We start from the raw sequence: 14,952 nt of genomic DNA, 5'->3' as shown, positions 1-14,952 counted from the left end.
GCCCTCTGCGGCGCACCCTCGCGTAAGCTGGCCGTTGTTACTTCTGGACCAGAAGAAAAGAAGAGGGGTTGGCTTCCATGACCAGCTGGTTGCCGCTGAGCCCGGCGGAGCGCTCCGTGGCGATCGAGGTGCTCGTGCACGGCCCGCTGTCCCGCACCGAGCTGGCCCGGCGGCTGCGCCTCTCCCAGGGCAGCCTCACCCGGTTGACCAAGCCGCTCATCGAGTCCGGGCTGCTGGTGGAGGCCCCGGAGGCGGGCGGGACGGGCGGGAGCCGTCAGGGGCGCCCGTCGCAGCCCCTCGACATCGTCGCCGAGTCCCGCTCCTTCCTCGGATTCAAGATCACCGCCGACAGGGTCCACGGCGTGGTCACCACCCTGCGCAGTGAGGTCACCGACCGGCTGGACCGGCCGCTGACCTCGCACGACCCGGACGCCGTCGCCGCTGTGCTGGCGGAGATGACCACCGCACTGTCCGGACGCCACCCCGCCCCGGAGGGCATCGGCATCGGGGTGGGCGGACGGGTGCGGGAGCGCGCGGTGGTCGGCGAGTCGGCCTTCCTCGGCTGGCGGGACGTGCCGCTGGGCGCGCTCGTCCGGGAGCGCACCGGGCTGCCGGTCGTCGTGGAGAACGACGTGGCCGCCCTGGTGGAGGCCGAGACCTGGTTCGGCGCGGGCCGGGGCCTCGACCGCTTCGCCGTCCTGACCATCGGCGCGGGCATCGGCTACGGGCTGGTCCTCGGCGGCAGACGGGTGCCGTACGACGAGGAGGACCGCGGCTTCGGCCGGCACTGGATCATCGACCCGTACGGCCCGCTCACCCCCGAGGGTGCCCGGGGCAGTGCCGTGTCGTTGCTCACCATTCCCAGCATCCGCTACCAGATCCGTGCCGCCACCGGCCGGGACATCGGCTACGAGGAGATCCTCGCCGGTGCCGCCGCGGGGGAGCCCATGGCCTTCCGGGTCGTCGACGAGGCCGCGCGGGCCCTCGGCACCCTCGTCGCGCAGATCGCCAACTTCGCGATGCCGCAGAAGATCCTGCTCGCCGGAGAGGGCGTCGGCCTCATGGATGTGGCGGGGAGCACGGTCCGCGACACCCTCCGCTCCCACCGGCACCCGCTGGCCGCCCCGGTGGACCTGGAGACGAAGGTGTCCGACTTCCACGACTGGGCGCGCGGCGCGGCCGTGCTGGCCATCCAGGTGCTGGTGCTGGGCGGGACCGGGGAGTGAGCCGGGGCGCACCGGGAGGGGAGGGGGCGGTGAACTCCCGGCGCCGGTGGACACATTGACGTGATGAGTAACACGGTCCGAAATGTCCCTATCGCTCGCACTTACTCACAGCGCCTTCACCTCGATCGGCATATGCTTCACAGCATGTCCACCACTGTTGAAGCCGTCTCCGAGCGATCGGCCGCGGAGGTCAACGAGGAGATCCGGGCCCTGTGGCGCCGGTCGGGCGGGACACTGACCACCGAGCAGCGCGCCGAGTACCAGCGCCTCGTGATGGAGTGGGCCGCCGCGGCCCCGCAGTCGCACCGGGCGGCCTGACCGACCCCGCGCACACCGCGCCGAACCACCCGGGGCACCCGTGAACGCACGGGTGCCCTTCTCGTCTTACCACCCGGCCCTTGCCGTCAGCCCCACGTCGCCGAGTAGTACCGCTGGTACGCCTTGCGGTCCTGCTCGGCCCGGATGTACCGGGTCGCCACCAGCGCGATCAGACTGCCCGCGATCACCAGCAGCCCCGGCCCGACGTTCCGGGTGTCCGTCAGCCGCGCCAGCAGAGTGCTGCCCTCGGCCGCGCCCGTGACCGGCGCCGAGGAGCCCGGCGAGGCCGCGCTGGGGGCCGCCGCGCCCTGGTTCGCCGGCGTCGGGGACGCGGGGGAGGGGCTGCCGCCCGGGGCGCCGCCCGCGTTCTGCGCCGACACGACCAGCCGGACCCCGAGCGCCGTCAGCGCCTTGGTCACGGGCTGGAAGAACGTCGTCCCGCCCGCCGTGCAGTCGCCGCTCCCGCCCGAGGTGACGCCGAGGGCGATCCCCTCGGAGAACAACGGGCCGCCGGAGTCGCCCGGTTCCGCGCACACGGTCGTCTCGATGAGCCCGGTGACCGTGCCCTCCGGATAGTTCACGGTCGCGTTCAGCGCCGTCACCTGGCCGTCGTGCAGACCGCTGGTGCTGCCGCTGCGGAACACCCGCTGCCCCACCGTGGCATCGGCGGCCCCCGTGATCCGCACCCCCTTGCCGCCGCCGATCGCGACGACGTCGGCGCCCGCGCCGGCCTTGCCGCCGGCGTACTGCACGAGCGAGAAGTCACTGCCCGGGAAGGAACTGTTCACGGTCCTGCCGAGCTGCTGATCCCCTTGGTTGTCGGCGAACCAGGTGGAGCCGGCGGGCCCGCAGTGCCCGGCGGTGAGGATGAAGTCCGACCGCCCGTCGGTGACGTTGAACCCGGCCGAGCAGCGACCGCCCGTCGACAGGATCGGCTGCGCGCCGTTCAGCCGCGTGGTGAACGTGCCCTTCGTGCGCTCCATGTGCACGAAGCTGCCGATCCCCGTGGCGACCCGGGTCAGCCGCGACCAGTCCCCGGCGGACACCGTGCGGTCCGCCCGCACCACGACCCGGTTGGTCCGGTAGTCCACCGCCCACGCCGTGCCCGGCACCCGCGGCGCGGAACGCAGCGTCGCCGTCGCCGACTTCAACTCGTTCATGCTGTGCGACACGACCTTCGCCTCCGCCCCGGCCCGCCGCACCTCCCGCGCCGCCGCGCCGTCGGTCACCGCCACGACCGTACGCCCGTCGGCGCCGATCCAGTTGCCCGCCGTACGGGCCGTACCGAGCCGCGCCACCAGCGCGGCGCCGGGATCGCCCGCGGCGGCGAGCGGTCTGGCGGAGGCGGGGGGTGTCTCGCTCGCCATGGCCGCCTGGGCGACCATCGCGCCCCCCAGGAGGAGACCGCCGACCGCCGCCAGCCGTGTCACTCGCCGGACGACCCGTCGTCGTGCGTGCCGCATGCATGGCTCCCGAAGCCGAACCCGAACGCGCGCTGCCCGTACCGGCACCGCGCGGCCCCCGGATCGTCGAGGGCCCGCTCCTCCATACGGGGGCCGGGGCCACGGCGTTCACCGGCGCCGGTGAACTCCCGTGCGCGGTCGGTCCTTCCGGGCCACGCGGTCAGTTCTTGCGGGCCACCCCGCCGAACATGGCGACCTCCTCCGGCTCGGGCCCGTCGCTCTCCTCCGGACGCCACCGCGAGCAGGACACCACTCCCGGCTCCAGCAGCTCCAGGCCGTCGAAGAACCGGGCCACGTCGCCGGGCGTGCGCTGCGTCAGCTTCGGCGTGCCGTGCTCGTTCCAGAACTTCACCGCCTCGTCCACGTCCGGCATGGACGGGCTGGTGACGGTGTGCGACAGCACCAGGTGGCTGCCGGCCGGCAGCCGGTCCGTCAACTGCCGCACCAGGCCGTACGGGTCCTCGTCGTCACCGATGAAGATGACGACGCCGAGCAGCATCAGCGCCACCGGCTGGGTGAAGTCCAGCGTCTTCGCCGCGTGTTCGAGGATCGCGTCGATGTTGCGCAGGTCCTCGTCCAGGTAGTCGGTGCGGCCTTCCGGCGTGCTGGTCAGCAGGGCACGCGCGTGCGCGAGGACGAGCGGGTCGTTGTCGACGTACACGATCCGGCACTCCGGAGCGATCCGCTGCGCCACCTCGTGCGTGTTGTCCGCGGTGGGCAGCCCGGTGCCGATGTCCAGGAACTGCCGGATGCCCACCTCGCCGACCAGATGGCGCACCGCGCGACCCAGGAAGAGCCGGTCGGCGCGCGCGTACTCGCCGATGCCCGGGTGCAGTTGCCGGATCTGGTCGCCCGCCGCGCGGTCGACCTCGTAGTTGTCCTTGCCGCCGAGCCAGTAGTTCCAGATCCGGGCGGTGTGCGGCTGGCCGGTGTTGATACGGGCGCGCAGCGACACGGCCACGTCGTTGGTGGCTGCCGGGTTGTCGGTCACGTGGGTCAGCTCCTGGGTGCCTGAGAGAGATGCCTGACGGGAATTGCGCCGTGCAAGACGCAATCTAGACGCCCGAGTTGATCTCCGCCGCCCGGCCCGGGTTTTCCCCGGCGGGAGCCAGCCGGGCCCAGCTGCGCGCGTCGCCCCACACCGACTCCGCCGCCACGTACGGCCGCAGGCACGCGGTCAGCTCCGGGTCACCCGCGCCGGCCAGCTCGTCGGAGGCGATCCGGCGGGCGATCCCGGCCAGGAAGTCGGCGATCTGCACCCGGGCGTCGTCCCGGGAGTCGACCAGCCGAAGCCCGTGGAGCGCGATCCCGTCGCGCCGGGCGGACTGCACGATCCGGGCGATGCGCCCCGGCGTCAGCGCGTTCTGCCGGTCGTGCACGAGCACGACCGGCCGGCCGCCGGCGCTCCAGTGCGCGGCCGTGTGCCGCAGCGCGGGGAACAACGGATTGAGCGGCGGGAAGAGGGGCGGTGCCGCCCGCATCCGGGTCCGGTAGGCGTCCGCCTCCCGCCGGTGCGCGGCGAGGCGGCGCAGGATGCCCGCGGCCCGCGATCCGGGGGCGGCCCCGATGAGCGCGTCGACGGTCGCGAAGAAGGCGTCTCCGGGCGTGGCGAGGGCCGGCTCCCCGGCCGCGTGGGGTGCTCCGCCGGCCCCGGGGGAGCCGTCCCCGGTCGGGCGGGGCGCATCCGCGGCCGGGGGGACACCCTGCCCGCCCGTGTCCCGCGGCCCGCCCGCGCGGACCCGCAGCAGGGCGTTCGCGGCCACGAGGAACTCCCGCCAGGCGTCGGCCCCGAAGACCTCCGGCCCCTGCCCGTAGAGGGAGACGGCGTCCACCGGGTCGCCGAGCAGCAGGCCGACGGCCCGGTCCGCCACGAGGAACGCCTTCTCCGTCAGATGCACATGGGCCCGCCCGTGGATCGGCCCGCCGGCGGCCAGCAGCCACACCAGCACCGCCCGGTGCTTCTCGCGCAGCAGATGGTTCGCCTTGTACTCCTCGGCGGGCGAACGGATCCGGTGCCGGATCTCCCGCACGCACTCCGCGGCGACGTCCACCGGCAGGGACACGCTCGCGTGCGCGAACACGTCCGTGTTCCCGGCGAGCAGGTTCTCCCCGTCCGACCCCGACTCGTCGCAGGCCACCTCCCGGGCGCGGCCCCGCGCCGCCTCCCACCGCTCCCGGGTTCCGCCGACTCCGTCTCCAGCCACGTCACAGCCCTTCGTCCCGACCGAGCCTCATGACCAGCATCCCGCACGGCACCGCCCGAGCGCCGGACCGGCCCGAGTCCGCGGGCTTCGCGGGCACGGACCGCCCTCCTAGACTGCGGGCATGGACGACACGCGGCTCGACCGGCTCGGGTCCGGCAGGTACCTGCTGCTGACCAGCTACCGGAAGAACGGGACGCCCGTCGCGACCCCGGTGTGGGTGGTCCGGGACGGCGGCACGCTCGGCGTGTGGACGGCGGCCGGCAGCGGGAAGGTCAAGCGGATCCGCCGCCGCCCGGACGTCCTCGTCGGACCGTGCGACGTGCGCGGCCACCCGACCGGCGACCAGGTGCCGGCCACCGCGGAGATCACCGATCCGGCCACCACCGCCCGCTACCGGAGCCTCATCGCCCGCAAGTACGGCCTCCTCGGCCGCCTCACCCTGCTGGGCAGCCGGCTCCGGCGCGGCCTGGACGGCACCGTCGGCATCCGGGTGGCCCTCGCGGAGTGAGGACCACCCGGGACCGGCGTCCTACGACGCGTTCAGCACCGAACCGGACAGTTCGAGGCCACCGGCTTGCGGCTCCCCGGTCCGCGGGTCGACCTGCCGGAACAACAGCGACTCCGTGGACTCCCGGACCCGGTCCTTCACCGTGGGCACGGTGATCTCCGCGCTGGTCCTCCCCGCCGGGATGTCAGCCCACAGGTAGAACCCGGACACCTTGGACAGGGGACGCTCCGGGTCGGGCTTCTCCCCGGTGGTGTCCCGCAGCCAGCTCGCCGGGACGTCCTTCGTGGACAGCTCCGGCGCGGTGGCCGGCGCGACCTCGAACAGCGCGCCCATGTCGACGTCCACGGCCTCGGACAGCGACACCCGCCACTTCAGCGTCTGGCCCTCGGTCACCTCGCCGGCGACGGGCGTGACGGTCATCGCGGGTGCCGGATCGTCGTCGTGGACGGTGATCCCGCCCCGGTAGGAGCCGACGACGGCTCCCCGGACCGCCTTGACCAGCACGTCGTACGACACATCGGTGCCGTAGCGGGTGTTGCCCTTCACCTCGACCGGTACGTCGATGTCATGGCCGCCCGGACGCACCGTCACCAGCCGGTCCTCGGCCTTGCCGGTGGCCGGGTCGATCACGTACACGCGGACCCGGCCGCTGCCGCCCCGGCCCGACACCTGTACCGGGACCCGGTAGGTGCGCACGCCCGAGTCGCCCTCGTCCACGGTCGTCCGGCCGACGTCCACGCGCGGCAGCGCGTCCGCGCGCACCGCGGGCGTCCCCGGCCGCCAGCCCCACGCGTCCATGAGCCAGGCCCGCCCGGACGCCGAACGCGGCGTGATCTCAAGGGACTTGACCGAGCCCAGGTCGATCCCGGCCCGGCGGGCCGCTGTCAGCGGCACGCGGATCTCCTGCGCCCAGTAGGAGGCGGTCCGTTCACTGCCGGGCAGACCGGCGGGCGCGATCCGGCCGAGCCCGGCCTTCCTGCCGGAGGCGTCGGTCAGCGACACGTCCAGCTGTGCGGCCCGGGAGTTCGGCGGCACGAACAGCCGCAGCGCCAGGGCCTTCGCACCGGCCAGCGACACCGGCTCGGCCACGGTCACCCTGGCCGGGGTGCCGGCGCGCGTCCAGCGCACCGCGATCGCGCTGCGGCCGGTCTCCCGGTCCGTCTCCCACCGCGCGAAGTGCGGAGAGGCCCCCTTGGCGCCCGTACCCAGGCAGGCCCTGGCCGGGCTCGGGTCCACCGCGGCGCACAGCCTGCCGCCGGTCACCGACACCCCGCCGTCCGGCAGGAACCCGGCGCCCCGGCGCGCGCCCACCGCGTGGCTGAGGACCCGCGCCGGGTCCGCCGACGGCGCCCGCTTCCCGGAGCCGTCGAGCAGCGGCCGTACCCGGTCGTCCCCGGCGAGGAACAGCCGCGCGGCGGCGGCGATGTACGTCGAACCGGCCCGGTGCTGCTGGTCGGCGGTCAGCCGGGTCGCGGCCCGCTTGCCGCACACCGGGTCGTGGTGCTGCGGATCGTCGGAGAAGTCGTCGTCGGCGGGCGCCGCGGACCGGCCCGGGGTCCACTCCGAGTTGAAGAAGTTGTGGTTGGCGCCGATCACGTACACCGCGCTGTGCAGGGCGGTGCCGTTGCCGACCGCGCGCGTGCCGTCGACGTACACCTCGCCCTGGAGGTCGGAGACGTCACCGTCGCAGCCCGGCAGGATCGTCATCGACGGGACGTCCGGCACCGGGTTCTGCCCGAAGACGGTCGGGCCGATGAGGACGGTGCCCCGGATGTGCCAGCGGACCGGCCCGTGATGGCCGTCCTGGCCGGCGGGCGGCGGGGTGAGGCTGTCCAGCGCGGCGCGGTTGACGCCCTCGCCGCCCCGCGAGTGCCCGACCAGCAGCACCCGCGACGGATCGGCGCGGGGCGCCTCGCGGACCACCTTCGGCGCGGACCGCGGGTGGTCGGCCCAGTCGGCCCAGTGGGCCAGGTGCAGCCGCACGAGCGACGACCGTGCCTGCGCGCCGCCGTCCTCCGCCGCGAAGTCCTGCCCGTTGACGCCGTTGGCCGAGATCGACACGGTCATGTAGCCCTGGGAGGCGAGCAGTCTCTGGTCCCGCAGGTAGCCGCGGTGACTGGGCACCGGCTTGGTGCCGGCCTTGCAGGGCCAGTCACCGGTGATGTCCTGCCCCTTGTAGCAGGTGTAGTGACGGCCGTGCAGGAACAGCGCGAGGGGGCGCTTGCCGGACGCGCCGACCGGCGCGACGACCACGGCGCGCATCTCCACCGGCTGGGAGAAGCCCGGCAGCCGCACCGACTTCAGGCTGTACTCACCCGTCCTGGTGCGGTAGGAACCGGGCTTGCCCGGGTCCACGCCGTTCGCGGGCAGCGCCGCCGGCAGCCGCGCCGCCGAAGCGGAACCGGCCGTGTCCGGTGCGTCCAACCTTCGCCCGCCGGACCAGACTTCCAGCCCGCGCAGCCGTGCCGCCTGCCGCCCGTCGAGCGGCAACCGGAAGGTGCGCCCGTCCGCACCGGGCCGCGGCACGCCCAACAGCCGTCCCGCGGACCGGAACTCGACCCGCGCGTCCCCCATGGGCACCGTTCCGTCCGACCGCCACACCAGCTGCGGCGCCGGGCCCTCACCGGCCAGCCGCCATCCGGGCGGCAGCGGTGAGCCGTCGTTCTTCTCCAACGCCCCCTGTGCGGCGGCTGGTCGGGACTGGGCGACCGCCACGTGCGGGGACGCCCCCGCCACCGCGAGTAACGCGGTGGCGGTCACCCATATGTGCCGGGCACGGACCACTGTTCCTCCTCGAACACCGACCTCGGGCGCCCCGGCAGCCCCGGGCGCCCCTCGCCCCGGGAGATGGGGAGCGGAGGCTGTGGGTTGCCTGTGGAGGTGAGGTGATCGATCACATGCGAGGAGGAGCGAAGCCGGCCGTGCCGCGCGCGATGCGGTGGACTTCCAGCCCAACGGGGGTTCGCAGCCGCTGAGTTACGCGACACCGCGACCGGTGGGGATCTCGTCGGCCATCGACCGGCCGACCGTCGGCGGGCATGGGCCGGGCGGCTGTGCGGGAGCCCGCGAGCCGGCGCGGCTCCGCCCCCGCGAAGGTGGCCCTGAGCCGGTCGACCGCCGGGCCGTCCGAGGCCGTCGGTGCCGTCGCGGGCAGGGCCGCCAGCAGCCGCCCGGTGCGGTCTCACGCACCTTCAAGCCGGCGCAGGGGTGCGCGCAGGCGGGGTGCGCGTGCCTGCGTCCGGCAGTTCCGTCTCCAGCCGGCGCAAGTCAGCCGGCACCGGTCCCGCCACCGGGCCGCTCCGCGCGGCCGGTCACCGCCCGCACCCCCCGGTCCGCGCGAACGGAGCTTCCTGACCAGCGGTCAGGTCCAGGCCCGGTACGGCTCGTCGAGCAGCTGGAAGACCGGCTCCCCGCGCACCGGGTCCTTGGCGGTGGACAGCCGCACCCGGTCGCCGCTGTGGATGCCGATCGGCGGACCCATGACCCGTCCCCGGACGACGAACCCCTCGGCCATCTCTATCAGCGACACATTGCGCGCCGCCGGGGTGTTGCGGTGCACCACGGTGGAGTGGCGGACCGTGCCGACGCCCTCACTGCGCTCGGTGCGCAGCTCGCTGCCCTGGCAGACCGGACACAGCAGCCGGTGGTACATCGCGGTGCCGCACCAGGTGCAGCGCTGGAAGAGGAGGGCGTCCTTGGAGTCCGTGGCGGCGGGGTCGAGAACGCCCGCCGCGGAACCGGCCACCGGATGCGAGGTGCTTGCTGAGTGGTGGTACACGCTGGTCAACTCCCTGCGCTCGGCCGGAATCCCGGTGCCCGGGGCCGACCGGGCACACGTGTGCGCGGTTGCCGTGCCACCGTGCACGCCGACAGAGTATGGCACTGAGTGTCACTCGTAAAGGCACTCCGTACCCCGAATTGGTCCCGCTCCCGGTCAGCCCCGGCCGAGCGCCGTCTCCAGTTCCTGCACCACCCGCCACAGCGGGGCGTCCCGCCGGGACACCAGCACCACCACGTCGTCGGGCTGCCCCGCCTGCGTCACCGCGCCGCCCCGGGAGGGGTGCGGCGGGGCGTCCGCCGACCGCCCGAACGTCCTCTGCACGTACCCCAGCGCGTGGTCCACGGCGGCCCCGGCGTCGCCCTTGCCGTCCGACCGCAGCCAGGAGCGCAGGGCGTTGTTGTGCGCGGCGACGACCGCGGCGGCGATGACGTCGGCGCGCAGTGTCCCGTCGGGCCGTCCCGCGAAGCGGGAGCGCAGGTACTCGGCGAGCGCGCGTTCGTAGCGCCACACCACGGACAGCTCGTACGCGCGCAGACCCGGCACCTGCCGGGTGAGGCGGTAGCGCTGGACGGAGAAGGCGGGATTCTCGGCGTACATCCGCAGCACCAGCCGGGCCGCGTCGCACACCCGCCGCACCGGCTCGTGCTCCGCGCCGCCGGCCGCGAGGAAGGCGGTCATGTCGGCCAGGCAGCGCTCGTGGTCGGGGAAGACCACGTCCTCCTTGGAGGGGAAGTAGCGGAAGAACGAACGCCGGCCGACCCCGGCCAGGGCCACGATGTCGTCCACGGTGGTCTGCTCGTACCCGCGTTCCAGGAAGAGCCGGAAGGCCGCCGCCACCAGGGCGTCCCGGATCGGCGGCTTCGCGGCCGGCACCGCGCTGCTGGAGCTCATGGACGGGAACGTAGCACCCGGACCCGCTGTGTGACACTCAGTGCAGTACGAGCGCCGCCCTGGGGGAACTGAGTGCTTCCGAGGTCATGTTCGAGCCACCCCGACCGGCCCGTGAGGAGGGGGCGGAAGGCGGAGAGTGTCCGACAGCCGCCGAAGGCGGGGGTGTCCGAAAGTCGCCGTACCTTGCGGCGTAACCTTTCTCCGCCGCCACCGGCCGCCGTCGAGGACGCCTCGGCACCGGCCCCGCACCACCCCCGCAGCCCCCCGCGCCGCCCCGAGGAGCCCCATGCCCGCCGCACGCCCCCGCCTGCTCTACGTCACCGACCTGGCGTACCAGGCGCGCGGGCGCCGCTACTGCGACGAGGACATCCACCTCGCCTCCCGGCTGCGCGCCCACTTCGACCTCGCCCTGTGCCATCCGCGGGACGCGGCGGCCCTGATGGACGGCTTCGACGCCGTCGTCGTCCGCAACAGCGGGCCCGTGCTCGGCTACCAGAAGGAGTACGCCGCCTTCCGGGCGCGGGCGCTCGCCGCCGGCACCCGGGTGTACAACCCGCTCACCGGGAAGGCCGACATGGCCGGCAAGCAGTACCTGCTCGACCTGACCGCCGCCGGCTTCCCCGTGATCCCGACCGTCGACCGCGCCGAGGACCTGGACCGGCTGCCGGCCGCCGAACGGTACGTGGTCAAGCCGAAGCAGGGCGCGGACTCCCTCGGCCTGCGCACCGTCCCCCGCGGCACCGTCGCCGGACTCGCCACCGGGGACGTCCTGATCCAGCCGTGCGTCGACTTCGCCTACGAGGTCTCCCTCTTCTTCGTCGACGACGACTTCCAGTACGCCCTCTACGCCCCCGACCCCGAGCGCCGCTGGGAGCTGCGGCCGTACCAGGCCACCGCCGCCGACCTGGAGTTCGCCCGCCGGTTCATCGACTGGAACGACCTCCGGTACGGCATCCAGCGCGTCGACGCCTGCCGCGCCCCCGACGGAAGCCTGCTGCTGGTCGAGCTGGAGGACCTCAACCCCTACCTGTCCCTGGACGCGCTCCCGGAGGAGGACAGGGACGCCTTCGTCGCCGTGTTCACGGTGTCCCTGAGCCGGTTCGCGCGGGAGGGGGCCCTTCCCGGCCTGACGGTGTAGCCCGGCACCGCGAGCGTCCCCGGGCGTTCACGGCCGGGGACGCTCGCGGTGCCGGCGCGGCCGTGCGTCGGTGCCGCGGCGCCCGGCCACGGACGCGCAGCGTCGGCACACGCGTCGCACCCGGTCCGCCGCGCCTCCCGATTCGGGGAAGATGTCCGGCCAGCCGACGTGCGGGAAGCGGGTCGGTCGCGAGCGGCCGAGGGACAGTCCGCAGACGGTCTGGTTCAGACCCGGCTCCCACGCGTGGACCTCACCGGCGGCCAGCCGGCGGCGGCCTTCCTCCTCGTCCGTCCACTGCCCCGAGGCCGCGACGGCGTACTGCTTACGGCGTCCCATGGCGCTTCGAAGCCGGTCAGCGGGCCCGGACGGCGCCGCGCGGCCGACCGCTGCGGCCGGTACGGGGGGCCGCCGGCGGTTCCGTGCGCCGGCGGAGGCGCGGACGGGGTGCCTGAACGCTCGTACTCGGTCATCGGAACACGCTCCTCGGCTCGGCCGGACGCCCTACGCGTGCCCTGCCGGACGCCCCCCACCCCCGCACGGCCCCGGCGGGCCCGCGGACCCGCAACGGCCACGCTGCCGGACGGGCCGCCTCACCCGGCCGCCTCCGGACCGGCGTCGTAGACCAGGAGGCCGTCAGCGCGGACGCGGACGCCCGGCGTCGGGCTGTGCGCCGTCAGGCGCCCGTCGTGCATCAGGTGCAGGACCAGCGCGCCGCGGGCCAGCACGGCGAAGTCGGCGATCAGACGCCGGTGGCACCGCCACCACACCGCCTCGCTGCACATCACCGCGGTGCGCTCCTCGCCCGCCTGCCGCAGCACGCCGTCCATCGCGGTCACGAACTCCGCGCTGCGCGTGTGCGCCGCGTAGCCCCGGAAGGACTCGTTGCGCCAGACGGTGTCGGGCGAGTCCGGCGACGGCTTGCGCCACCCGCCCAGCCGCTGTTCCCACCGGTAGGCGATCCGCTCCTCGGGCATCCACCGGGCCAGGCGCTGCCGTGACATGTCCGGATTGCGGCGACTGCCCGGTGCCGTCCTGACGTCCACGACGGCGGCGACGCCGGCCTCCCGCAGCAGCGCGGCCAGCGTCGCCCGATCGGCCGTGCCGTGGCCGACGGTGATCAGCTCCGGGGCCGGGCTCGGAATCCCGCCGACGGGATCGGTCCGGACAGGGTTCATACACCGAGTGCACCACGTGCGGGCGCGTCACGTGCGCCGTGTGGGGCTTACCTGCTCAGGGCCTGGGCACCCGGACACGACACAAGCCGCCGCAGCCGCCCGGTGCCGGTCCCTGTCTCCACCGGCCCCGGGCCCCGGACGTCATCGGCCGCTGACGCGCCGGTGAGGGGCCCCGGGCGCCGGCCGGGTCCGCGGGCCGCCGCGGTGCGCCGGGAGTGGCCGCCGCCGCTTCGGCGAGCCGCGCCACACGTTCTGCCGTCTACAGAAGGGGGCGTCATGTATCGCAGTACCGCCCGGATCCTCACCCAAGGGCGCACCGGTGCGCCGGACGAAGGCGGGGCGTCATGTGCGGTCTGAGCGGGGAGATCCGCTTCGACGGGCGGTCGCCCGACCTCGAGGCCGTCGGACGCATGACGGAGCGGCTCGCCGCCCGCGGACCCGACGGGCAGGGCACCTGGAGACGGGGCGCGGTCGCGTTGGGACATCGCCGCCTGAAGATCATCGACCTCTCGGACAGCGGAAGCCAGCCCATGACGGACGCCCGCGGCGAGGTCACCGGCGTCTTCAACGGCTGCGTGTACAACTATCCGGAACTGCGCGAGGAACTGCGCGGCCTCGGGCACCGCTTCACGTCGACGTCGGACACGGAGGTCGTGCTCAACGCCTACCGGCAGTGGGGGACCGCGTGCGTGGAGCGCTTCCGCGGCATGTTCGCCTTCGCCCTCGTCGAGCACCGGACCGGCCGCGTCGTCCTCGCCCGGGACCGGCTCGGCATCAAGCCCCTGTACCTGGCGCAGACCCCGGGCAGGCTCCGTTTCGCCTCGACGCTGCCCGCCCTCCTGGCCGCCGGGGACGTGGACACCTCGCTCGATCCGGTGGCCCTGCATCAGTACCTGAGCTGGCACGCCACGGTCGCGGCGCCCCGCACCGTCCTCAACGGGGTGCGCAAGCTTCCCCCCGCCACCGTGCGGGTGGTCGAACCGGACGGCACGTACCGGGACCACCGCTACTGGCAGCCGTCCTACACGCGCCGGGCCGAGTACGCGGACATGTCGGCGGACGAGTGGCGTGACGCGGTGCTGGAGGCGCTGCGCGTGGCCGTGCGCCGGCGGACGGTGGCGGACGTCCCGGTCGGTGTCCTGCTCTCCGGCGGCCTCGACTCCAGCCTCATCGTCGCGCTGCTGGCCGACGAGGGCCGACGCGACCTGATGACGTTCAGCGTCGGCTTCGAGACGGAGGGCGGCGAGAAGGGCGACGAGTTCCGCTACTCGGACCTCGTCGCCCGGGAGTTCGGCACCGACCACCGCCGGCTGATGGTGCCCTCCGAACGGGTGTCGACGGCTCTGGACGGGGCGTTCGCGGCGATGAGCGAGCCCATGATCAGCCACGACGTGGTCGCCTTCCACCTGCTGTCCGAGCAGGTGTCCAAGGAGGTCAAGGTCGTGCAGAGCGGGCAGGGCGCCGACGAGGTCTTCGCCGGCTACCACTGGTACCCGCACCTGGCGTCGGTCCCCCGCGAGGACGAGCCCGAGCAGTACGCCGCGACCTACTTCGACCGGTCGCACGCCGACCTCGCCCGGGTCCTGCGGCCCGAGATGCTGCCCCCCGAGGACGTCTCGGGGCGCTTCGTCCGGGAGCACATGGCGCAGCCGGGGGCGGAGACGGCGCTGGACGCCGCGCTACGGCTGGACACGCACGTCATGCTCGTCGACGACCCCGTCAAGCGGGTCGACAACATGACCATGGCCTGGGGCCTGGAGGCCCGGGTGCCGTTCCTGGACCACGAACTGGTCGAGCTGGCGGCGGCCTGCCCGCCGGACCTCAAACTGGCCGACGGCGGCAAGGGCGTGCTGAAGGAGGCGGGCCGAAAGCTCCTGCCCCACGAGGTCGTCGACCGCCCGAAGGGCTACTTCCCCGTGCCGGCCATCCGGCACATGGCCGGTCCCGTCCTGCGGCGCGTGCGGGAGGCACTGGAGGCACCCGAGGCCAGGCGACGCGGTGTGTACCAGGACGCGTACGTCGCGGAACTCCTCAAGGCACCCGACGAGCACCGGACCAGGCGGGGCGCGAACGCGCTCTGGCAGATCGCTGTGCTGGAGATATGGCTGCAGACCCACGGAATCAAGTGACCGACGACCGGGGCACGCCGACGGCGCCCGCCCCGGCGTCCGCGCCCACCCGCACCGGCCCGCTCGGCCCGGGCCCCGGCCGGCCCCCGGACCGGCGGACGGGGGACGGTTCCGGCGCC

At 74.3% G+C, this 14,952-nt stretch carries 13 protein-coding genes; 5 read left to right on the top strand and 8 right to left on the bottom strand.

Annotated features, from left to right (window positions below):
- Positions 1-77: 77 nt before the first annotated feature.
- Both ABZV94_RS24950 and ABZV94_RS24945 read left to right on the top strand, forming a co-directional pair.
- On the top strand, positions 78-1,226 hold the full coding sequence (locus ABZV94_RS24950; RefSeq protein ID WP_356343836.1) for an ROK family transcriptional regulator: 1,149 nt from the start codon (positions 78-80) through the stop codon (positions 1,224-1,226).
- 132 nt (positions 1,227-1,358) lie between these two features.
- The gene (locus ABZV94_RS24945) at positions 1,359-1,544 is read left to right on the top strand and encodes a hypothetical protein (protein WP_103813113.1); all 186 of its coding nucleotides are present in this window, start codon (positions 1,359-1,361) and stop codon (positions 1,542-1,544) included.
- 86 nt (positions 1,545-1,630) lie between these two features.
- Here the strand turns inward: ABZV94_RS24945 and ABZV94_RS24940 are convergent, their stop codons facing one another.
- The 3 genes from ABZV94_RS24940 to ABZV94_RS24930 form a co-directional block, all read right to left on the bottom strand.
- On the bottom strand, positions 1,631-3,007 hold the full coding sequence (locus tag ABZV94_RS24940) for a S1 family peptidase (RefSeq protein ID WP_356343833.1): 1,377 nt from the start codon (positions 3,005-3,007) through the stop codon (positions 1,631-1,633).
- 160 nt (positions 3,008-3,167) lie between these two features.
- Entirely contained in the window at positions 3,168-3,998 is an 831-nt protein-coding gene (locus tag ABZV94_RS24935; protein ID WP_356343831.1) for an SAM-dependent methyltransferase, read from the bottom strand.
- A gap of 64 nt (positions 3,999-4,062) precedes the next feature.
- Positions 4,063-5,145: a hypothetical protein gene (locus tag ABZV94_RS24930; protein ID WP_356343879.1), complete on the bottom strand. Its 1,083-nt coding sequence runs from the start codon at positions 5,143-5,145 to the stop codon at positions 4,063-4,065.
- A 187-nt stretch (positions 5,146-5,332) separates the two neighbouring features.
- Between ABZV94_RS24930 and ABZV94_RS24925 the strand changes: the two genes are divergently transcribed.
- Positions 5,333-5,719: a PPOX class F420-dependent oxidoreductase gene (locus tag ABZV94_RS24925; RefSeq protein WP_356343829.1), complete on the top strand. Its 387-nt coding sequence runs from the start codon at positions 5,333-5,335 to the stop codon at positions 5,717-5,719.
- Between the two features lie 21 nt (positions 5,720-5,740).
- Here ABZV94_RS24925 and ABZV94_RS24920 read toward each other — a convergent pair whose 3' ends face one another.
- The 3 genes from ABZV94_RS24920 to ABZV94_RS24910 form a co-directional block, all read right to left on the bottom strand.
- Complete coding sequence (locus ABZV94_RS24920) at positions 5,741-8,503, bottom strand: hypothetical protein (RefSeq protein WP_356343827.1); 2,763 nt, start codon at positions 8,501-8,503, stop codon at positions 5,741-5,743.
- A gap of 577 nt (positions 8,504-9,080) precedes the next feature.
- Complete coding sequence (locus ABZV94_RS24915) at positions 9,081-9,497, bottom strand: zinc ribbon domain-containing protein (protein ID WP_356343825.1); 417 nt, start codon at positions 9,495-9,497, stop codon at positions 9,081-9,083.
- A gap of 156 nt (positions 9,498-9,653) precedes the next feature.
- The gene (locus tag ABZV94_RS24910; protein WP_356343822.1) at positions 9,654-10,391 is read right to left on the bottom strand and encodes a TetR family transcriptional regulator; all 738 of its coding nucleotides are present in this window, start codon (positions 10,389-10,391) and stop codon (positions 9,654-9,656) included.
- A 286-nt stretch (positions 10,392-10,677) separates the two neighbouring features.
- Between ABZV94_RS24910 and ABZV94_RS24905 the strand changes: the two genes are divergently transcribed.
- Positions 10,678-11,529 (top strand): hypothetical protein, encoded by an 852-nt coding sequence (locus ABZV94_RS24905; protein WP_356343820.1) that lies wholly within the window; start codon positions 10,678-10,680, stop codon positions 11,527-11,529.
- A gap of 27 nt (positions 11,530-11,556) precedes the next feature.
- Here ABZV94_RS24905 and ABZV94_RS24900 read toward each other — a convergent pair whose 3' ends face one another.
- Positions 11,557-11,865 (bottom strand): hypothetical protein, encoded by a 309-nt coding sequence (locus ABZV94_RS24900; RefSeq protein ID WP_356343818.1) that lies wholly within the window; start codon positions 11,863-11,865, stop codon positions 11,557-11,559.
- 254 nt (positions 11,866-12,119) lie between these two features.
- A complete protein-coding gene (locus ABZV94_RS24895) occupies positions 12,120-12,704 on the bottom strand; it encodes a DUF488 domain-containing protein (RefSeq protein WP_356343817.1) in 585 nt (194 codons plus the stop codon).
- A gap of 344 nt (positions 12,705-13,048) precedes the next feature.
- On the opposite strand from ABZV94_RS24895, the gene ABZV94_RS24890 reads away from it, so the two are divergent.
- Entirely contained in the window at positions 13,049-14,833 is a 1,785-nt protein-coding gene (locus ABZV94_RS24890) for an N-acetylglutaminylglutamine amidotransferase (RefSeq protein WP_356343815.1), read from the top strand.
- Positions 14,834-14,952: the final 119 nt, after the last annotated feature.

The sequence above is a fragment of the Streptomyces sp. NPDC004658 genome, assembly GCF_040609555.1.
Classification (GTDB): domain Bacteria; phylum Actinomycetota; class Actinomycetes; order Streptomycetales; family Streptomycetaceae; genus Streptomyces.
Note: the sequence above shows the minus strand (reverse complement) of the source record. Positions and strands in the feature narration are given on the sequence as shown.